This window comes from Streptomyces sp. NBC_00083 (assembly GCF_026343295.1).
Classification (GTDB): domain Bacteria; phylum Actinomycetota; class Actinomycetes; order Streptomycetales; family Streptomycetaceae; genus Streptomyces.
Map to the genome: position 1 here is coordinate 1332543 of NZ_JAPELY010000003.1, position 21213 is coordinate 1353755.

Genomic DNA, 21213 nt, shown 5'->3' on the forward strand with positions numbered 1-21213 from the left:
CGAGAGTCGCGGCGTCATCAATGAGCTGATATAGAAGACCGGTTGTCCGGTCGGTATCACTCATCAGTCTGAGATTTCCACACCGGCGAGGGGTGGATGTGGCGGAGGCGGAACATGGCAAGGCAGGAACGTGCTCTTCGCACGCGCAGGATGATCCTGGAGACCGCCGCTGAGATGTTCAACGAACTCGGATACGACGCGACCACGATCGGTACGCTCATCGAGCGCGTCCAGATCACCCGCGGTGGCCTGTACTTCCACTTCACGTCGAAGGAAGAGTTGGCGCGTGCCGTGCTCGACGAGGCCGTGACCCTGGAAGGCGCCGCACCGCAGGCGTTCAAGCTGCAGGAATGGGTGGATCTCGCACTGCTGCTCGCGCACCGCGTACCGCGGGAGCCGGTGCTCAGGGCGTCGATCCGGTTGTCCGTCGATTCCAAGGCGCGCACCATGTTCGGCACCCGCTGGCCCGATTGGATCGCCGTGGGGACCGAGCTGCTCGGCGAGGCGAAGGAGCGGGGCGAACTGCTGCCGCACGTCGATCCGGAAGAGGTGGGCAGGCTGCTCGTCGGCGCGTGGACCGGGGTGCAGCTGGTCACCGAGGCGCTGTCGGGACGGGATCTGTCCCAGGAGATCTCCGGCCTGTTCGCGCTGCTGCTTCCCAGCATCGCCAGCGCCTCCGTCCTGGCGAAGCTGGACATCTCTCCGTACCGCGCCGAGCGGCTTCTCCGGGAGAAGAAGGCCGAGGCCGCCCAAGAGTTCGCCCCGGCCGCCCAGTAGGGCCCCCAGCGTCCCTCCGGCGGAGCGTGAGCGCCCGCTGGCCGGATCGACCCTGTGAGCATCCTGTATAAATGAACCGAACGGACGTCCTTTTTTGAACTAAGTGCCGTGCGGTGGGGGTGGGTTGCCCGGCTGCGGTGTCTCGGGGGGGCCATGGGTCAGCACGTTCGGCACGTCGACGCCGCACGCGAGCGGCAGCCGGAGGCGCCGTTCGAAGAAATCATGTGCGACCCCGAACTCTTCGTCTCGCTGCGGCGTGCGGGCCAGCGCCTCAAGGCACAGCAGTACGTCCGCGGACTGCTGGCCCTGCCGGGGCGCAAGACACTGCGCAACATCGCCACTCAGTTCGGCGGGGATGCGGCCGAGCAGAGCGTGCATCACTTCATCAGCGCCTCGCCGTGGGAGTGGATGCCGCTCAGGGGGGCCCTCGCCCGGCAGGTCCGGCGCACCCTCTCCCCGGAGGCCTGGGTCGTCAGGCCCGTCGTGATCCCGAAGGTCGGCGCCCATTCCATTGGTGTCGACCAGCAGTTCCTGCCGAGCCTGGGGCGCAGCCTCAACGGCCAGTACGCGCTGGGTACATGGCTGGCGTCGCCGCGTTCGGCGGTGCCTGTCGACTGGCGGTTGCGGCTGGCGGGCCGCTGGCTCGAAGAGCCGCTTCGGCAGCGGGTCGGCATCCCCGCCGGCCTCTCGGCGGGCACCTTGGAGGGCTTGGTGCGGGCCTCGGTGGCACGGCTCACGGACGTTCTCGGCTCGGATGCCGCTCCCGTGGTGGTGGACGTCGCCGGTATCGACTCCGTGGCGCTCGCCGGGGATCTGTCGGCGATGGGCGTCCCGTTTCTCGCACGGGTGTCCTCGGACACCCCGCTGCGCCTGGACCGCGGCAGGCTGCCGCGGTACGGCGACCGCGGCAGGACCGCGGGGGAGCTTGCCGCATCGCTGGCCGGACTGCGGCGGCAGGTGAACCCGGGTGACGGCACCGTGACGGGGGTGGCCGTGCCCGTGGCGGTGCCGCATCCGGGTGCGCGGACCGGGGAGCTGCTGCTGGTGGGGGAGTGGCGGGCCGGCGCATCATCCGCGACGGGCGCTGCCCTGTGGCTGACCAACCTCGAAGGGCCCTCCCTGGCCGAGCTGTTGCGCCTGACCCGGCTGCGGTCCGTCGTGGCCCGCGACTTCGCCACCGTGTCGGAGCGCGTGGGAGCGATGGACTTCGCGGGGCGGTCGTACCCCGGCTGGCACCGTCACATCACGCTCGCCTCCATCGCCCATTACTTTCTCGTCCGGCAGCCGGACGTGGTGGTCGACCAGGTCAAGCAGCGGTCCAGCGCGCAGGGTGATGTGGACCACAGGAACCGACCTACCGTCCGGTAACCTGACACTCTCCCCCTGCGCCGGGCGACCCGGGCGGCCATCGCTCCCTAATCTCAGGACCAACACACGAGCATCGTCGGTGACACTGGCGCGAGGGCGCCGGAACGGGAGCGTGCGCAGTGCAGTTCAATCTCATCGGTTCCTTCGAGATCGTGACCGACGACGGCCGAACGCACGCCCCGAAGGCATCGAAAATCTGTCAGATGCTCGCGGTGCTGGCGTTCCAGCCGCGCGAGGCAGTCGCGTCGGGGGTGCTCATCGAGGAACTCTGGGGCGATGCCGCGCCGAACAGCGCGATCAGGACCCTGCAGACGCACGTCTACCACGCACGCAGGATGCTGGACGAGGTGCAGGCGGGCGACGCCCCGCGGCGCCTGCTGCTCACCCAGGCTCCCGGCTACCGGCTCGACATCGCGGACGACGAGGTCGACATCCATGTCTTCGAGCGGCAAGTGCGCCGCGCACAGACGGAGTTGGCCGCAGGATCGCCCGAGAGAGCGGCACAGCACCTCGACCGGGCGCGCCGATTATGGCGTGGCCCGGTACTGAGCAACGTACCCGTCGCGTCGGTGCTCAACGGGCGCATGGCCCACCTGGACGAGCTGCGTATCCGTGCCCTCGAACTGCGGGTGGAGATCGAGAACCGCCTCGGGCGGTACCGGGAGCTGCTCCCCGAATTGCGGGCCCTGGTCAATGACCACCCGCTGCACGAGTGGTTCCACGGCCAGCTCATCTCGGCTCTGCACCGCGCCGGCCGGCGCGGTGAAGCATTGCAGGCCTACCAGAACCTGTACGACGTTCTCGACCGTGAGCTGGGTCTGGAACCCTCCGCCGAGATCCAGCGGTTGCAGGCCGAGGTCCTCGGGACCAACACGCTGGACGCGGCACGGCTGAGGCCCCGTCACGACACGGGACTGCGCACGGCTGTCACCCCTTTGTGGGCGTCGGGCGTGGCCAGCTGACGCCTTGAATCGTGGGCGCCCCCGATGCACAGGGGTTCCACTGCTGCCGTCGAATCCGTTGTCGAGGGGTCCTGGCCCGCCAGAGGCGGGCCAGGACCCCTCTCGTATGTCACTCCATGTCGTCGAGGAGAGCGAAGAGTTCCTCGTCGCTCGCCGAGTCGAGACTCATCTCCTCGGTTCCGCCGGCGGCTGTGCCGTCGGCCAGGTGCAGGAGTTCACGCAGCCTTTCCGCCACCTGCTTCCGGGCCCCGTCGTCCGGGGCCAGCGCCCCGATCAGGGACTGTGCGCGCTCCAGATCCGCGAGGAGCGGCTCGGCGCCCGCCGCGGCGTCGGGTGTCCGGGCGACCGTGATCTGTCCGGCGAGGAAGGCGGCGAGCGCGACCGGGCTCGGGTAGTCGAAGACCAGCGTGGTGGGCAGTCGCAGGCCCGTCGCCGCGTTCAGCTTGTTGCGGAGTTCGACGGCGGTGAGGGAGTCGAAGCCCAGTTCCTGGAAGGACCGGTCGGCCGGGATCGTGGCGTGTCCGTCATGGCCGAGGACATCGGCCACCTGCGCCAGGACCACGTCGGCCAGCGCTTCCTCCCGTCCGCTCGCGTCGAGCGCGGCCAGACGCCGGGACAGGCCCGACGCTCCCTCGCCCCCTGCGTCCGCCCCGGAGAGCGCCGCCCTGCGACGGCGTGCGGCCGGCACCAGGGCCCGCAGGAGCGGGTGGGCCCCGTCGCCCTGGCGGCGCAGCGTACCGGTGTCGATGCCGCTCGCCGCGAACAGCGGCCGTCCGTCCGCGACCGCCCCGTCGAACAGGCCCATCGCCTGTTGTGACGTCAGCGGTGACAGGCCGAGGCGGGCCAGGCGCCGCAGGTCCGTCTCGCTCAACCCGCCGCTGATCGTGCTCGACTGCGACCACAGGCCCCACGCCAGCGACGTACCCGCGAGCCCCAGAGACCTCCGGTGCGCGGCCAAGGCGTCCAGAAACGTGTTGCCCGCCGCGTAGTTGGCCTGCCCGGCATTGCCGATAAGACCCGCGATGGAGGAGTACACGACGAATGCCGAGAGATCCAGGTCCCGCGTCAGCTCGTGCAGGTTCCAGGCCGCGTCGATCTTCGGGCGCACCACCGCGTCGAGCCGCTCCGGTGTCAGATCGCCCACCACGGTGTCGTCCAGGACACCGGCCGTGTGGACGACCGACCGCAGCGGGAACTCGTCGGGCACCGCCGCCAGCGCCGCGGCCAGCGCCTCCCGGTCCGCCGCGTCGCAGGCCGCGAACTCGACCGTGGCACCCGACTCCTCCAGCTCGGTCCTGAGTTCGGCCGCACCCGGAGCCCGTTCGCCGCGACGGCTCAGCAGCAGCAGGCGGCGTGCCCCGTGCTCGGCCACGAGGTGACGGGCGAGCACCTGGCCCAGCGTGCCCGTGGCGCCGGTGATCAGCACCGTACCGTCGTCCCACCGCGGAACGCGGTTGTCCGCGGCCCCGCTACCCGTTCCCTCCGAGGAACGGGCGAGGCGGGGAGTGAAGGCCCGGCCGGCACGCAGGGCGAGCTGCGGCTCGCCCGTCCTCGCCGCGGAGGGCACGCGCCACGCCTGCTCCACGTCGTCGAGGTCGATGAGGACGATACGGCCCGGGTTCTCGGTCTGTGCGACCCGCAGCAGCCCCCACACCCCGGCGTGCACCAGGTCCGGCACGTCCTCGGTGGGGCCGGCCGCCACGGCGCCCCGCGTCACGACCACGAGCCGCGCGTCGGCCAGCCGGTCGTCGGCCAGGAAGGCCTGCACCCGCTCCAGGACCCGGATCAGCTCCACACGCGCCAGACTTGCGATGCCCGTGCCGACGGAGACACCACTGGCCGACGCCAGCGACCACAGCACGGTACGCGCCTCCGCCTTCGCCACCCCGTCCAGATCCGGGTACGACACCACGGTGGCATCGGGCCAGGCGCCCAGCGCGACGAGGTCCGGCTCCGCCCCCTCGACCACATCCTCGATCTCGGACCAGGCCACCGGGAACAGCGCCTCCGGCCCCGTCTCCGCGGCCGCCCGAAGGGCCTCCCGGGACAGCGGTCGCAGCGACAGCGAGCCCACGGACGCCACCGGTGCTCCCGAACCGTCAGCCACCGTCAGCGACACGTCGTCCCCTCCCGGGCCGCCGGGGTAGGCGATCCGGACCCGCAGGACGGTCGCCCCCACGGCGTGAACCCGTACGTCCGACCACGCGAACGGCAGCAACTCCGCGCCGGACTCCGCCGCGACACCCGGCAGCAGCGGGTGCAGTGCGGCGTCCAGGAGCGCGGGATGCAGCAGGAACGCACCGGCGTCATCGGCCAGGTGATCCGGCAGGACCACCTCGGCGAAGACCTCGGCCGCGGCGCTCCAGACCCGGCGCAGCCCCTGGAAGGCGGGGCCGTAGACGTAGTCCCGCCCTGCCAGGCGCTCGTACACATCCGTGAGGTCGACCTCCGTCGCACCCGGCGGAGGCCACTGCGTCAGGCCGGTGCCGACGTCGTCGGACCCGGCAGGGGCCAGTGCGCCGTGGGCGTGAAGAACCCAGTCGCCGTCGCCGACGCGGGCGTGGATCTCGACCGAGCGCGTGCCGCCACCGTCGGGCGCACCGACGGTCACCTGCACCTGGGCACCGCCGGCGGCCGGCAGCACCAGCGGCGCCGACAGCGTCAGCTCCGCCACGCGCTCCGCCCCCGCCTGATCACCGGCGCGCGCCGCCAGCTCCAGCAGGCCGGTCGCGGGCAGCAGCACCGTGCCCGCGACGGCGTGTTCCGCCAGCCACGGATGGGTCCGCAGAGAGAGACGGCCGGTGAAGACCAGCTCGTCGCGGCCCGCCATGCTCACGGCGGCCCCCAGGAACGGGTGGCCCACCGCGTCGAGCCCCAAGTCGGAGGCGTTCGCGGCGGGGGCCGGTGTGTCGAGCCAGTGGCGCCGACGCTGGAACGCGTAGCTGGGCAGCTCCACCCGGCGGGCACCGGGCAGCGTGGCCGTCCAGTCGGGACCGGCGCCGTTCAGGTGGAGCAGCGAGAGCGCGCCCACCGCGGTCTCGGCCTCCGGCCTGCCCTTGCGCAGGGCGGGGGCCAAGACCTCGGCATCGGTGTCGAGGGAGCCCTGCACCAGTGCGGTCAGGACACCGTCGGGGCCGAGCTCGACGAAACGGGTGACGCCCTCGGCCTCCAGGTAGCGCACCCCGTCGTGGAAGCGGACCGCTTCACGGATGTGCCGCACCCAGTAGTCGGGCGAGGTCAGCTCCTCGTCGGTGGCCAGCGTGCCGGTCACGTTGGAGACGATCGGGATGCCCGGCGCGCGGAACGTCAGGCCGGCCGCCACCGCGCGGAACTCCTCCAGCACCTCGTCCATATGGGCGGAGTGGAAGGCGTGACTCACCACGAGCCGTTTGGTCCGCGCTCCCCTGTCCCGCCAGCGGGCGGCGATCTCGTCGACGGCGTCGGCGTCCCCCGACACCACCACCGAACGGGGGCCGTTGACCCCCGCGACGTCCACGCTCCCGGCCCCCGCGGGACGGGCGTCGAGCGCCGCGCGCACCTCCGCCTCGGTGGCTTCGATCGCCACCATCGCACCCCCCTCCGGTGCGGCCTGCATCAGCCGGCCGCGCTCGGCGACCAGCACCGCCGCATCCGGAAGGGACAGGACCCCCGCGACATGTGCGGCGGTGATCTCCCCGATGGAGTGACCGAGCAGGAAGTCCGGGCGCAGGCCGTGCTGTTCGAACCATCGGAACAGCGCCACCTCGACGGCGAACAGGGCCGCCTGGGTGAACATCGTCTGGTCCATCAGCGCTGCGCTAGAGGAGCTCTCGGGGGCGAAGAGTACGGACTTGAGGGGACGCACGAGCTCGGCGTCCAGATGCTCCGCCACCTCGTCGAGGGCCCGCGCGAACGCCGGTGACGACGCGTACAACTCCCGTCCCATATTAATGCGTTGGCTGCCCTGGCCGGTGAAGAGGAACGCGGTCCTCCCGCTCGCGGCGCGGCCGCGCAGCACGTCGGCGGACGAACCGCCCCGGGCCAGGGTGTCGAGTCCGGCCAGCAGCGTGTCCCGGTCGGAGCCCACCACGGCGGCGCCGTACGCGAGCGAGGCCCGGCTCCCGGCGAGGGAGAACGCGACGTCGTCGACGGCGAGTTCGGGGTGTTCGGACACGTGCGTGTGCAGGCGGCGGGCCTGCGCGCGCAGGGAGTCCTCACCACGAGCGGTCACGATCCACGGCACCACGCCGTGGCCGCCCCCGGTGCCGGTGCCGGTGCCCTGCGCGGCGGGCACCGGCGGTTCCTCGATGATGACGTGGGCGTTGGTGCCGCTGATACCGAAGGAGGAGACCCCCGCCCGGCGCGGACGGTCCGAGGCCGGCCAGGCGCGGGCCTCGGTGAGCAGCTCCACCGCGCCCGACTCCCAGTCGATGTGCCCGGACGGCTCGTCCACGTGCAGCGTGCGCGGCAGCTCCTCGTGGCGCATCGCCTGGATCATCTTGATGATGCCGCCCACACCGGCCGCCGCTTGGGCGTGGCCGATGTTGGACTTGAGTGAGCCGAGCCACACCGGGCCCGCCCCGTCCCGGCGGTCCTGCCCGTAGGTGTTCAGCAGGGCCTGCGCCTCGATCGGGTCGCCCAGCGTCGTGCCCGTGCCGTGCGCCTCCACCGCGTCCACGTCCGCGGCGGTCAGCCGGGCGTTCTCCAGTGCCTGCCGGATCACCCGCTCCTGCGCCGGGCCGTTCGGGGCGGTCAGGCCGTTGGACGCGCCGTCCTGATTGACCGCGCTGCCCCGCACCACGGCGAGGACCGTGTGCCCGTTGCGGCGGGCGTCCGACAAGCGCTCCACCAGGAGCAGCCCGACGCCCTCGGACCAGCCGGTGCCGTCCGCCGACGCGGCGAACGCCTTGCACCGGCCGTCGGCAGACAGGCCGCGCTGGCGTGAGAACTCCACGAAGGTGGTCGGCTGCGCCATGACCGTGACGCCGCCCGCGAGCGCGAGATCGCATTCGCCGGAGCGCAGCGCGTTGGCCGCCAGGTGCAGGGCCACCAGCGACGACGAGCACGCCGTGTCCACCGTCATCGCGGGGCCCTCGAGCCCGTAGGTGTAGGCCACGCGGCCCGACAGGACGCTGGAGAGGTTGCCCGCGAGCAGGAAACCCTCGAACTCGCCCGGCGCCGCGTTGGCGCGGACCGGGTAGTCGTCGTACATGGCCCCGGTGAAGACACCGGTGCTGGTGCCGCGCAGCACCGCGGGATCGATGCCGGCGTTTTCGAACGTCTCCCAGGCGGTCTCGAGGAGCAGCCGCTGCTGCGGGTCGGTGGCGGTCGCCTCGCGCGGGGAAATGCCGAAGAACTCCGCGTCGAAGAGGTCGGCGTCGTGCAGGAAGCCACCGTGCCGGGTGTAGCTCGTACCGGCTCGCTCCGGGTCCGGGTCGTACAGCCCCTCCAGGTCCCAGCCGCGGTTCGAGGGGAATGCGCTCACCGCGTCCACGCCGTCGGCGACCAGTCGCCACAGCTGCTCGGGAGAGGCCACCCCTCCCGGGTACCGGCAGGCCATGCCCACGATCGCGATCGGTTCGTCCGCCGCGCTCCTGCGTGGGGCGCGGGTGGCGACGGGAGCCTTCTCCTCGGCGATCCGGCCGAGCAGATGGGTGGCGACCGCGTTCGGCGCGGGATGGTCGAAGACGAGGGTGGTGGGCAGGCGCAGGCCGGTCGCCGTGTTCAGCTGGTTGCGCAGTTCGACGGCGGCCATGGAGTCGAAGCCGATGTCGTTGAAGGCGCGGTCGGGGGCGACGGACGCCGCGCCCGAGTGGCCGAGTACGGCGGCGACCTTGCCGCGCACCAGGTCGAGGACGGCCTCGTGCCGCTTGTCGGCGGGCAGCGCGGCGATCTGCCGCGCCCACGCCGAACTCCGGCCCGAGCCCGCCGAGCCCCGCGCGGCCCGGCGGGTACGGGCCGGGAGCAGATCGCGGAAGAGCGCGTGCTGCTCGGTGCCGGCCATGCGGGCGGGGCGCAGGGTCACCGGGGCGAGCAGGGGGGCGGTGCGGGTGAGGGCCGCGTCGAACAGGGCGAGGCCCTGCTCCGGGGCGAGCGGGGGCATACCGGCCCGCTCCCAGCGGGCGACGTCGGTGGCGGTCAGCCGTGCGCCCATGCCCTGGCCCGCGTCCCACAGACCCCAGGCGAGCGACACACCGGCCAGCCCCTGGGCCCTGCGGTGTGCGGCCAAGGCGTCCAAGTACGTATTGGCCGCCGCGTAGTTGGCCTGCCCCGCGGTTCCGGTGAGACCCGATACGGAGGAGAACAGGACGAAGGCCGACAGGTCCAGACCGACCGTGAGGTCGTGCAGGTGGCGGGCGGCGTCGGCCTTCGGGCCGAGAACCGTGCCGAGGCGCTCGGGGGTGAGCGCCAGGACCGTCGCGTCGTCGAGGACGCCGGCCGTGTGCACCACGCCGGTCAGGGGGTGCGCCGCGGGAACCGTGTCCAGGAGTGTGGCCAGGGCGTCCCGGTCGGACACGTCGACCGCCTCGATGCGCACCTCGGCACCCAACTCGGCCAGCTCGGAGGCGAGTTCGGCGGCGCCGGGCGCCGTACCACCTCTGCGGCTGGTGAGCAGCAGCCGGCGCACGCCGTGCGAGGAGACCAGGTGGCGGGCGAAGAGCGCGCCGAGTCCGCCGGTGCCGCCGGTGACGAGCACGGTGCCGTCCGGACCGAACGCGGTGCGGGGCGTCGAGGCGTCGACCCCCGAGGCCACCGGGACGAGCCGGGGTGCGAGCAACTCCCCCTTTCTTACCGCGAGTTGGGGCTCGTCCGCGGCCAAAGCCGCCCGCAGGCCGGCCTGGTCCGCGGCGTCGTCCAGGTCGACGAGGACCAGCCTCCCCGGGTGCTCGGACTGTGCGGACCGGACCAGGCCCCACACCGGCGCCGAACCGAGATCGGTGACGTCCTCGCCGGGCCGGGTGGCCACCGCGCCCGATGTCACCACGGCCATACGGGAGTCGGCGAACCGCTCGTCGGCCAGGAAGTCCTGCACCAGACTCAGCACCCGACGGGTCGCCGCGTGCGGTCCCTCGGCGGAGGGTGTGGCAGGGCGGACGACGAGCACGGCGGCCGGGTCGACGCCGGTGAGTGTCTCCCCGATGTCGGTCAGCGTGAGGTCGGTCTCCGGCCGCGGCGCGGAGACGACCGGCCAGCGCACCTCGTAGAGCGCGTCGGCGGCGGCCCGTCGCGCGGCACCGGCCAGCCGCTCCTTGGCCACGGGGCGCAGGGTCAGCGACGCGATGTCGGCGACGGGCGCACCGGTGCCGTCGGCGAGGGTCAGGCTGAACGTGTCCGACCCCCGCGGGCTGATCCGGACACGCAGTTCGGCGGCTCCGCCGGCGTGCAGGGTGACTCCGGAGATCGCGAACGGCAGTCGGATGGTGTCGGGTTCGGCGTCGACGGCCGCAGCCAGAACGAGAGGATGCAGCGCCGCGTCGAGGAGCGCGGGATGCAGCCCGTAGGAGCCGGCGGCCTCGGTGAGCGCGGCCGGCAGCCGGATCTCGGCGTAGCGGTCGTCACCGGCGCGCCACAGCCCCGCCAGGCCCTGGAAGGCCGGTCCGTAGGTGTAGCCGAGGGCGTCCAGGCGCTCGTACGCGTCCTCGATCGGCTCGGGCACGGCGTCGGCGGGCGGCCACTCGGTCAGCGGGTCGTGCTCGCGGTCGGCGGGGGCCGCCGGGGCGAGGCTGCCGGAGGCGTGCCGGGTCCACTGGCGGCTCTGCTCGCCCTCGGTGTCGTGCCCCGCGTGGATCGTGAAGGGGCGGGCGCCGCCGTGATCGGCCGCGCCCACGGTCACCTGGACGCGTGCGGCCTCGCCGTCGGCGAGTGCGAGGGGCGCTTCGAGGGCGAGATCTGCCACGTGCGGCAGCCCCAGGTGGTCGGCGGCGGCGACGGCGAGTTCCAGGAAGGCGGTGGCGGGCAGCAGCACGGTGGTGCCGATGGTGTGGTCCGCGAGCCACCCCTGTCCGGCGAGCGAGATCCGTCCGGCCAGGACGGTGTCCTCATGTTCGGCGAGGTCCACGGCGGTGGCGAGCAGCGGATGACCGGCGGCGTCGAGCCCGAGGTCGCGGGCGTTCGTCGACGGCTGCGGGGCCAGCCAGTAGTGCTCGCGTGTGAACGTGTACGTGGGGAGGTCGACGTGGGCCGTACCGGGGAACAGCGCCGTCGCGTCCAGCGGGGCGCCCGCTGCGTGGGCGCGGGCGATGCCCCGGACCAGGGTGTCGGCCTCGGGCCTGCCCGAGCGCAGCAGCGGGACGGCGCTGTCGTTCCCCAGAGCACTGTTCGCCAGGGCGCTGAGGACGGCGTCGGGCCCGACCTCGACGAGGACCGTGGCGTGCTGCCGGGCGAGTTCGCGGACGGCGTCGAGGAAGCGGACGGTGGCGCGGACCTGGCCGCTCCAGTACTCCGGCGACATGAGTTCTTCGGCGTCGGCGAGCAGCCCGGTGACGGTCGACACCAGCGGGATCGCCGGCGGGTGGAACGTGATGCCCGCGGCGATCTCGCGGAAGGCGTCGAGAACACCGTCCATGTGGGGCGAGTGGAAGGCATGGCTGACGGTGAGGCGCGTGGTCTTGCGGCCGCGCGCGCTCCAGACGGCGGCGATCTCCTCGGCGGCGCCGGCGTCGCCCGAGATCACGACCGAGCGGGGGCCGTTCACGGCGGCGATGCTCACGGCCCGCTCATGACCGGCGAGCGTCACGAGGACCTCGTCCTCATCGGCCTGCAGGGCGATCATCGCGCCGCCGGGCGGGGCCGACTGCATCAGCCGGGCGCGGGCGGCGACCAGGGTCGCGGCGTCGGCGAGCGAGAAGACGCCCGCCACATGGGCCGCGGCCAACTCGCCGATCGAGTGCCCGGCCAGCAGGTCCGGGGCCAGGCCGTGGTGGGCCAGGAGCCGGAACAGGGCGACCTCGACGGCGAACAGGGCGGGCTGGGTGTACGCGGTGCGATGGATCAGTGCGGCGTCGGGGCCCTCCGGGTCCGCGAAGAGCACATCGCGCAGCGACCGCTCCAGCTTGCCGTCGAAGGACTGGCACACCTCGTCGAGGGCAGCGGCGAAGACCGGCTGGGTCGCGTACAACTCCCGTCCCATGCCGAGGCGTTGAGCGCCCTGGCCGGTGAAGAGGAAAGCGGTACGGCCCGCGGCCGCGGCGCTCGCGGTGATCACGTCGGGGTGCCCCTCGCCCGAAGCGAGGGCGCCGAGCGCGGCGAGCCGGTCTTCGGCGCGGGCGCCGAAGACCGCGGCCCGCTCGTCGAACCGGGTACGGGCGACGGCCAGGCTCCTGCCTACGGATGCGAGGTCGGCGTCGCCGGCGAGGGACGCGCGGAGCCGGGCCGCCTGCGCGCGCAGGGCCTGTCCGGTGCGCGCGGACACGATCCAGGGAGCCGGGAGGCCGGTCGTGTCGGAGGCCTCGGTGTCCGCCGCGGGTTGCGGGGCGGCGGGGGCCCGGTCGGCCGGGTCGAACTCGACGACCACGTGCGCGTTGGTACCGCTGATTCCGAAGGAGGAGACGGCGGCGCGGCGAGGCCGCTCGGTCGCCGGCCAGGGCCTGCTCTCGGTGAGCAGTTCGACGGCGCCCGCCGTCCAGTCCACGTGCGTGGTCGGCTCCCCGACGTGCAGGGTCTTCGGCAGCACGCCGTGCCGCATGGCCTGCACCATTTTGATGACGCCGCCGACGCCCGCGGCGGCCTGGGCGTGGCCGATGTTCGACTTGAGCGAGCCCAGGTACACCGGGTCGCGGTCCGCGCGGCCGGTCCCGTACGTCGCCATCAGGGCGTCGGCCTCGATGGGGTCGCCGAGGACGGTGCCGGTGCCGTGGGCCTCGACCGCGTCGATGTCGGCGGGTGCGAGCCGGGAGTCGGCGAGCGCCTGCCGGATCACCTGCTGCTGGGCGACGCCGCTGGGCGCCGTCAGGCCGTTGCTCGCGCCGTCCTGATTGATGGCGGAGCCACGCAGCACGGCCAGGACGGTGTGCCCGTTGCGGCGCGCGTCCGAGAGGCGCTCCAGGAGGAGCAGGCCGACGCCCTCGGACCAGCCGGTGCCGTCGGCGTCGGCGGCGAACGACTTGCAGCGGCCGTCGGGAGCGAGGCCCCGCTGCCGGGAGAACTCCACGAACATGCCGGGGGACGACATGACGGTCGCGCCGCCGGCCAGCGCCAGGTTCGTCTCGCCGCTGCGCAGAGAACGGATCGCCAGATGCAGCGCGACGAGCGACGACGAGCAGGCCGTGTCGGCGGTCACCGCGGGGCCGAGCAGCCCCAGTTGGTAGGCGATGCGACCGGACAGGACGCTGGTGGTGGAACCGGTCAGGACATGGCCGTGCACGGACGGCGGGGCGTCCTGCATCCGGGGCCCGTACTCCAGGGCAGTGGCACCGACGAACACCCCGGTGCGGCTGCCGCGCAGCGCTTGTGGCAGCAGGCCCGCACGCTCCACGGCCTCCCAGGACGTTTCGAGGAGCAGCCGCTGCTGCGGGTCCATGGCGAGGGCCTCGCGCGGGGAGATCCCGAAGAAGGCGGGGTCGAACTCGCCCGCGTCGTGCAGGAATCCGCCGTGCCGCACCGAGCTCTTGCCCTGGCGCTCGGGATCCGGGTCGTACAGGTCCTCGGCCCAGCCGCGGTTCGTCGGGAACGCGGTGATCGCGTCTCCGCCTTCGGACACCAGCCGCCACAAGTCCTCGGGAGAGGCGATGCCGCCCGGGAAGCGGCAGGCCATGGAGATGACGGCTATGGGCTCGCCGTCCTCGCCCGGCGTGGCCGCGACGTCGTCACCCGCGGTGTCCGCGCCGAGCAGCTCGGACTCCACGAACCGGACGAGGGCCTCCGGTGTGGAGTGGTCGAAGAGCAGCCCCACGGGCAGCGGGAGCCCGGTCGCCGCGGCGAGCGCGGTGCGCAGTTCGGTGGACATCAGCGAACTGAAGCCCAGCTTCTGGAACGGAGTGTGCCGCTCGATCCGCTCATCGGCCCCGTACTCGAGCACGGCGGCGATGTGTGTGTCGACCAGCTCGGTCACGGCCTGCCTGCGCGCCGCACCGGACAAGGCGGCCAGGCGTGCGCCGAGTTCACCGCGAGGGTCGAGCGCGGGCGCGTCCCCGTTGCCGGCGGCCGCCGCGGCAGCGGTGCCCGTGGCACCCAGGCTGGACAGGGGCCGGCGAGTACGGGCGGTGCCGTCGAGCCAGTACCGCTTGCGTTGGAAGGCGTAGGTGGGGAGGTCGACGCGGTGAGGGGCCGACTCCGCAGGGAGAGCGGGCCAGTTGATGGTGGTGCCGTGGGCGTGGAGGGTGGCGAGGGCGTTGAGGAGGGTGAGGGTTTCGGGCTTGTCCTTGCGCTGGGTGGCGACCGTTTGCTTGCCCGTGGGGTTGGCGAGGGTGGTGGCGGCCAGGGGAGCGCAGACGGCGTCCGGGCCGATTTCGAGGTAGGTGGTGACGCCGTTGTGTTCGAGGGTGTGGATGGCGTCGGTGAAGCGGACGGGCCGGCGTATTTGCTGGACCCAGTAGTCGGGTGTGGACCATTGGTCGGTGACGAGGGCGCCGGTGACGGTGGAGATGGCGGGGGTGTGGGGTGTGTGGAAGGTGAGGCCGGCGAGGGCGGTGTGGAACTCGTCGAGGACGGGGTCCATGTGGGGGGAGTGGAAGGCGTGGCTGACGTTGAGGCGGGTGGTTTTGTGGCCCTGGGCCCGTAGGCGTTCGGCTATGTCTTGCGCGGCTTGGGCGTCGCCGGATATGACGGTGGAGTTGGGTGTGTTGAGGGCGGCGATGGTGACGTTGGGGTGGTGGGTGAGGTGGGGGGTGATGTCGTGTTCGGTGGCTTGTATGGCGATCATGGTGCCGCCGGTGGGGGCGGTTTGCATGAGGCGGGCCCGGGTGGTGACGAGGTGGGCGGCGTCGGTGAGGGTGAGGGTGCCGGCGATGTGGGCGGCGGTGATTTCGCCGATGGAGTGGCCGGTGACGTAGTCGGGTTGTATGCCGAGGGTGGTGAGGAGGTGGTAGAGGGCTGTTTCGTGGGCGAAGAGGGCGGGTTGGGTGTGGGCGGTGTCGTTGAGGTGGCGGCCGGTTTCGATGGTGGTTTTGACGGGTTGGGTGAGGTGGGGGTCGAGGGCGGCGGCTGCTTGGTCGAAGGCGGTGCGGTAGGCGGGGAAGGTGTTGTACAACTCTTGTCCCATGCCGAGGCGTTGGGAGCCTTGGCCGGTGAAGAGGAACGCGGTTTTGCCGGGGGTGACCGTTCCGGTGGTGAGGGTGGGCGCGGGAGTGCCGGCGGTGAGGGCGGTGAGGCCGTCGAGGAGGCCCGGCAGGTCCCGGGCGAGGATCACGCCACGGTGGTCGTGGTGGGTGCGGGTGGCGGCCAGGGAATGGGCGACGTCTGCCGGGGCCGCCTCGAATGCGGCGTCCGATACGAACGAGTGCAGCCGCTCGGCCTGCGCGCGCAGCGCTTCCCGGCTTGCGCCGGACACCACGAACGGCAGAACCGCCGACGCGGTCCCGCCCGGTCGCTCCTCGGCCCCGCGCTCCACGGCCGGCGCCTCGGCGACGACGACATGGGCGTTGGTGCCGCCCATGCCGAACGAACTGACACCCGCCACCAACGGACGGTCCGGGCGCGGCCACCGCGTCAACTCCCGCTGTACGGACAGGCCCAGCTCCGCCAGGGGGATCTCCGGGTTCGGCGTACGGAAGTTGAGACTGGCGGGGAGCCGGCGGTGGTGGATGCTCAGCAGCGTCTTGATGAGTCCGACGATGCCCGCCGCGCCCTCCAGATGCCCGATGTTGGTCTTGACGGAGCCGACGCGCAGCTCCTGTCCCGGCTCCCGGCCCGTGCCCAGCGCGACGCCGAGGGCGGCCGCCTCGATGGGGTCGCCCACGGGCGTCCCGGTGCCGTGCAACTCCACGTACTGCACCGCGTCGGCGGGCACGGCGGCCCGCTCGCGCGCGGTGCGCAGCACCTGCTCCTGGGCGTCCCGGCTGGGTAGGGTCAAGCCGTCCGTGGCACCGTCGTTGTTGACGGCGGAGCCGCGGATGACCCCGTAGACCCGATCACCGTCGGCGACCGCCGCGCGCAGTGGCTTGAGGACGACGACACCGCTGCCCTCCCCGGGCACGAAGCCGTTGGCGCGGGCGTCGAACGTGTACGTCACGCCGTCCGGGGACAGGGCGCCGAACCGCTGCTCGGTGACGGTGTTCTCGGCGAGCAGGTTGAGGTTCACACCGGCGGCGACGGCTGCCGTGGACTCGCCGTGGCGCAGGCTCTCGCACGCCAGGTGCACGGCGACGAGCGACGAGGACTGGGCGGAGTCCACGGTCAGGCTCGGTCCGCGCAGCCCCAGCAGGTGCGAGACGCGGTTGGCTATGACACCGCGGTTCACACCCGTCATGGTGTGCTGCGCGATGGCCTCGGCCCCGTGCTGGTACAGCAGGTTGGTGTAGTCGTCGCGCAACGTACCGACGAACACGGCGGTGGGACTGCCGCGCAGCGAGTCCGGCACGATGCCCGCGTCCTCCAGTGCCTCCCAGGCCAGTTCAAGGACGAGCCGCTGCTGGGGGTCCATCGCGGCGGCCTCGCGCGGCGACAAGGAGAAGAACGCGGCGTCGAAGTCCGCCACGCCGTCGAGGAATCCACCCCGGGTGACGGCGGAAGTGGATTCCTCGCCCCACCGGTCGGCCGGGACGTCCGTGATGGCGCTTGTGCCGTCTCTCAGCAGGTTCCAGAACGCGCTGAGCCCGTCGGCCCCGGGAAGCCGGCAGGCCATCCCGACGACGGCGATCGGCTCGTCCCGCTCGATGGATGTTTCGACGGCCGTAGGAGCGTGCTCACTCGTCATGAACTTCGGCTGACCTTTCACCAGTGCATTCCCCATGAGTCAGGACGTGCTGTGGAGGCGTATTGCGGAGATTCCAGCAGGAGATGCGAAGCTACCCCGGCTCGCGAAGGAGCTTTCCAACGCCTGGGCACGGAGCGGTAATCGGCGTCAGGAAGGGATTGCCAGCCGCTGCGAATCCTGCGCGCGCAGAATGCCGCACACATCGGTGAGTCCCCGCTCCAGGCGGTCGATCTCCTCGTCCGTGATCAGGATTGAGGGCTCAAAACGCAGTGTGTTCACCGCGCTGGCGGTGGGGAACGTGCGAATTCCATGGGCGTGCAGAAGATGCCCGGCCAGGAAATAGCCGAACAGGCCCGAGCCGGCCGCGCCGCGGATCACCTCGTCCGTGGCGCCGGACTGGTCCTTGAACTCGAAGCCCTGCATCAGTCCGCGGCCCCGCACGTCCTCGACCACGTCGGGGAAGGCGGTCCGCACCCTGTCGAGCATGGCCGCGAGGGCGGCGCCGCGCTCTGCCGCCCGCTGATAGGCGCGGCCGCCGTCGGCCTCCAGCAACTCAAGTACTTTCAGGCCCAGATGGCAGGAGAAGCTGTCCTTGGCGAACGTCGAGCTGTGCACCAGCTCGAACTGGGCCCGGTAGCGGGCCGTGCGCACCAGCATCACGGAGGCCTTGGCTATGCCGCCGCCCAGAGACTTGGCGAGCGCGTAGTAGTCGCCGCGCAGGCCCACCAGGGAGCTGGCGAGCAGGGCGCCGGTGCGGCCCATGCCGCTCTGGATCTCGTCGATGACCAGCGGGCAGTCCGCCGCGTCGGCGAACTCCTGGATGTGGCCCGCGAATTCCGCGGACAGGGGCCTGATGCCGCCCTCGCCCTGGACGGGTTCGAGGAGGAACGCGCAGAACACCGGCGCGGGGCTCTCGGCGATCCGCACGTCGGCGCCGTCGAGGACGAGCCGCAGCAGGTCGGCGCGCTCGTCTTCGAGGATCTCCTTGAGTACGTCGGGCCGGTCCTGCGGCACGAAGCGGGCGTGCGCGCCGAGCGCCGCGAACGGCGCCCGGTAGCCCTCGTTGTGCGTCAGCTGGACGCTGCCCATCAGCTTGCCGTGGAAGCCGCCCTCCAGGGCGAGCAGCACGGGGGCGTGCGCGCTCAGCGCCTCGTTCCGGCGGGTGACCTCGGCGATGACGTCCTCCAGTGCCGAGCCGCGCGGGAGCCCCAGGCGCTCGCACACCGAGTCGGCCACGGCCACCGGCCGCGCGGCGGCGGCGGTACGGATCTCCTCGACCCCGGCCGCGATCTCCTCCAAGGCCTCGGCCAGCCTCAGCACCCGGTCCAACTCGGCGTGCTTGACGGCCGCTTCCACAGCCTCGGCGCCGCTGTTGGCGAAGGTGGCGTAATAGGGCTCGTCGGTGCCCGTCTCCCGGTGGATGATCCGGTTCAGCTCGGCGGCGAGCCGATTGGCGTACGGGTGGGACGAGAACTGCGCGTGGATCGGCGACTGCGCGGCGAGCAGCCGCTGGGCCTCGGCCACGATCTCGGGGTGATTGTGCCCGAACATCAGCGACCCGTATCCGCCCGCGAAGTCGAGGACGGGGAGCTCCTGCCCGTCGTCGCCCAGCCGGTACAGCGTGTTTCCCGCACCGCGTACGTATTCGACATCGAGGCCCGCCGCGGCCAGCACCGCGAGGAGATGGGGTTCGGCGAGTTCGGGTGCGGCCGGTCCTGCATTCATGTGTCGCTCCTTGTCGTGCGCGGAAAAGCCTCCTGGAACGGGAGACTTCCTGGAACTCTCCATCCTGTTCCGCGCGCCGCGGCCGCCGGTCATGCGAAAGTCATTCGGGCCGCCACGGCGACGGGGTGGGCCTCCGGTTACCGGATGATGGACGTTCGGCCGGTGAGGACGTGCCGCGCCGGAATCCGGCGCGGCACGGGGAAGTGGCGTCCGGTTATCCGGCGACGTTCTGCGAACCTTGGCTGCGCGCGGCCAACAGCAGGAATTCCACCAGCTGTTCATTGGTGATGCGCTCGGGCCGGTCTAGGGTCACCGTGGTGACACGGCTCTTGCCGCCGGCCCAGGACGGCCGTAGCGCCAGCAGCTCGGGCCCGGCGCAGGCGACCACGAACAGGGGCCCGGCCCCGGCCGACTCCGCGAGCTCGCCCACGGCGTCCAGCGCCATGTCGGTGGCGTGGTGCAGATCGTCGACACACAGCACCAGGGGGCGCCGCTGCGCCGCCTCCTGGAAGAACTCCCGCCACGCGTCCAGCACTTCACCCGGGCACATCTCGCCGAAGGCGGCCTCCACGCCGCTGAGCGCGACCAGCGGGCGCAGCCGCTCCAGCCGCAGGTGCGCCGTCTCCTCGGACGGGTAAAGCGCCCGCACCTCGCGTTCGAGGGCGGACTGCGCCGTGGCCTCGTCGGCGCCGGGCCGGATGCCGCAGTACGAAGCGAGGAGCCGGCCCGCCACCAGCAGCGGTGACGCGGCGCCGTCCTCGGGCACGTCCGCGGTCAGCACCAGCGGCGCGTCCGGCCGGGCCGCGGCCCAGCGCCCGAAGTCGGTGAGCAGACGGCTCTTTCCGGTGCCGGCCTCGCCGAGCACCGTGACCAGGTGGGGCACCGCGCGCTGCAGCGTGCGCTTCATCAGACCGCGCAGGACGTCGAGTTCCACGGACCGCTCCGCGGAGTCGGGCTCGTCTGCGCCGAGGGAGCGCAAGCCCAGGGCCTGCCAGCTCCCGGCGGGATCCGCACAGCGGAGGTAGTCGATGCCGTGCTCACTGGCGCGGCGGACGGCGTCACTGACCCGCACCTCGCTCGCGGGGACCCCCGAGAGCAGTGCCTGCGACTCGTCGAGGACCGCGCCGATCACGGTCGGCGGCCCGCCCCGGTCGCACGCGCGCAGCAGTACCTCGCCCATGGTCACCGCCGCGTGCACGGTGGACCGGTCCGTGTCCGCGCCCGATTGCGCCGGGACGTCGAGCACGTCGCGGATGGCGAGGGCCGCGAGGACAGCCTGGTGGGGGGCGTCGCGCCGGCCGTCGAGTCCGAACAGGGCCAGACAGACCGAGCCGATGGTGGCGGTCACGGTTCCCCCGTGCCGCTCGACCTGTTCGCGGACGAGCAGGGCGGCGCCGGCGAGCAGATCGACGTGCTCCTGATCGGTGCCGCCGAGAGACGGCGCGAGCCGGTGGCGCACGCACAGGACGCCGACCTGACGTCGTTCGACGCCCACCGGCCGCTCCGCCGTGGCGGCTGCGGGACCGGGCGCGGGCGCAGGCCCGCGGGTGCCGGCCGCCGGGCGGCGGCCCCCGGCGGCGGCACCCGTATCGGCGGGGGTGCCGGCGGAGATAGCGTCGGCGGCGGGCGATCTGTGTGAGGTGAGGGGAGCCTGTGGTTCCCGCGCACGGTCCAGGGCGAGTGCGGGGTCCTGGGTGAGGATCAGTTGTTGCAGCCGCTGCAGTGCCTGCCCCGGTTCCAGACCCAGGCTCTCCACGAGCACCGCCCGGACACGGCTGAAGACGGTCAGCGCGTCCGCCTGCCGCCCACAGCGGTACAGGGCCAGCATCAGCTGGCCGCACGAGCGTTCCCTGAGCGGCTCGGCCCGCACCATGGTTTCCAGCTCCGCGAGAACCTCATGGTGGCGCCCGCACGCCAGCTGTGCCTCGAAGTAGTCCTCCAGGACGTCGAGCCGGGTGTTCTGCACGGCGACGAGTTCGGGCCATTCCACGCCCGTCTCGACCAGGTCGGCGAGAGCGGGCCCGCGCCACAGCGCCAGGGCATCGCGCAGCAGGGGCGCCGCCGCCTCCGGAGCTCCGGAGGCGAGCCTGTCGCGGCCCTGGCCGACCCAGGTGTGGAACAGGTGCAGATCCACCTGCTCGGGGTCGACGCGCATGACATAGCCGGGTGGTTGGGTCAGCAGCGCCGCCCGAGCCGTCGGCGCCTGAGCTCCCGCACCACGCCCGGGAGTCAGGGCACCGCGCAGCCCGTAGACCGCGTTCTGCAGGATTTTGCGGGCCGTCACAGGGGCGTCGTCGACGCCCCACAGGGCGTTCAGGAGCTGACTGGTGGCCACTACCTTGTTTGCCTGGAGCAGCAGAAAGCCGAGCGTCGCCCTCTGCTTGGTGCCGCCCAGCACCACGGTCCTGCCCTCGTCCATGACTTCCATCGGACCCAGCAATCGGAACTGCATCGCATCCCCCCACCCGGCACCCCGTGCCGCTGACCGACACCACGCGTCCGGCGAACACGTGGCGTTGTGCGTACCCCCGAGATTCAGTCACCAGGGTG

At 72.4% G+C, this 21213-nt stretch carries 6 protein-coding genes; 3 read left to right on the forward strand and 3 right to left on the reverse strand.

Annotated elements, in window-relative coordinates:
- Positions 1-114 precede the first annotated feature (114 nt).
- The 3 genes from OOJ98_RS29865 (at position 115) to OOJ98_RS29875 (ending at position 3107) form a co-directional block, all read left to right on the forward strand.
- Positions 115-777, forward strand: a complete 663-nt coding sequence (locus tag OOJ98_RS29865; protein ID WP_267058169.1) for a ScbR family autoregulator-binding transcription factor — start codon at positions 115-117, stop codon at positions 775-777.
- 153 nt (positions 778-930) lie between these two features.
- Positions 931-2145 carry a transposase gene (locus tag OOJ98_RS29870; protein ID WP_267058170.1) on the forward strand — a complete coding sequence of 405 codons (1215 nt, stop codon included), beginning with the start codon at positions 931-933 and terminating at the stop codon, positions 2143-2145.
- 119 nt (positions 2146-2264) lie between these two features.
- The gene (locus tag OOJ98_RS29875; RefSeq protein ID WP_267058171.1) at positions 2265-3107 is read left to right on the forward strand and encodes an AfsR/SARP family transcriptional regulator; all 843 of its coding nucleotides are present in this window, start codon (positions 2265-2267) and stop codon (positions 3105-3107) included.
- A 109-nt stretch (positions 3108-3216) separates the two neighbouring features.
- On the opposite strand, the gene OOJ98_RS29880 is transcribed toward OOJ98_RS29875, so the two are convergent.
- The 3 genes from OOJ98_RS29880 to OOJ98_RS29890 form a co-directional block, all read right to left on the reverse strand.
- Positions 3217-16938: a type I polyketide synthase gene (locus OOJ98_RS29880; protein WP_267058172.1), complete on the reverse strand. Its 13722-nt coding sequence runs from the start codon at positions 16936-16938 to the stop codon at positions 3217-3219.
- Positions 16939-17085: 147 nt separating this feature from the next.
- Positions 17086-18663, reverse strand: coding sequence for an aspartate aminotransferase family protein (locus OOJ98_RS29885; protein ID WP_267058173.1), 1578 nt, complete (start codon positions 18661-18663; stop codon positions 17086-17088).
- A 214-nt stretch (positions 18664-18877) separates the two neighbouring features.
- The gene (locus OOJ98_RS29890; RefSeq protein WP_267058174.1) at positions 18878-21082 is read right to left on the reverse strand and encodes a BTAD domain-containing putative transcriptional regulator; all 2205 of its coding nucleotides are present in this window, start codon (positions 21080-21082) and stop codon (positions 18878-18880) included.
- Positions 21083-21213: the final 131 nt, after the last annotated feature.

Bases quoted from the DNA above. Each gene is read 5' to 3' on its own strand.
- OOJ98_RS29865 (WP_267058169.1), top strand. From the start codon at position 115: ATGGCAAGGCAGGAACGTGCTCTTCGCACGCGCAGGATGATCCTGGAG.
- OOJ98_RS29870 (WP_267058170.1), top strand. From the start codon at position 931: ATGGGTCAGCACGTTCGGCACGTCGACGCCGCACGCGAGCGGCAGCCG.
- OOJ98_RS29880 (WP_267058172.1), bottom strand. From the start codon at position 16,938: ATGACGAGTGAGCACGCTCCTACGGCCGTCGAAACATCCATCGAGCGG.
- OOJ98_RS29885 (WP_267058173.1), bottom strand. From the start codon at position 18,663: ATGAATGCAGGACCGGCCGCACCCGAACTCGCCGAACCCCATCTCCTC.
- OOJ98_RS29890 (WP_267058174.1), bottom strand. From the start codon at position 21,082: ATGGACGAGGGCAGGACCGTGGTGCTGGGCGGCACCAAGCAGAGGGCG.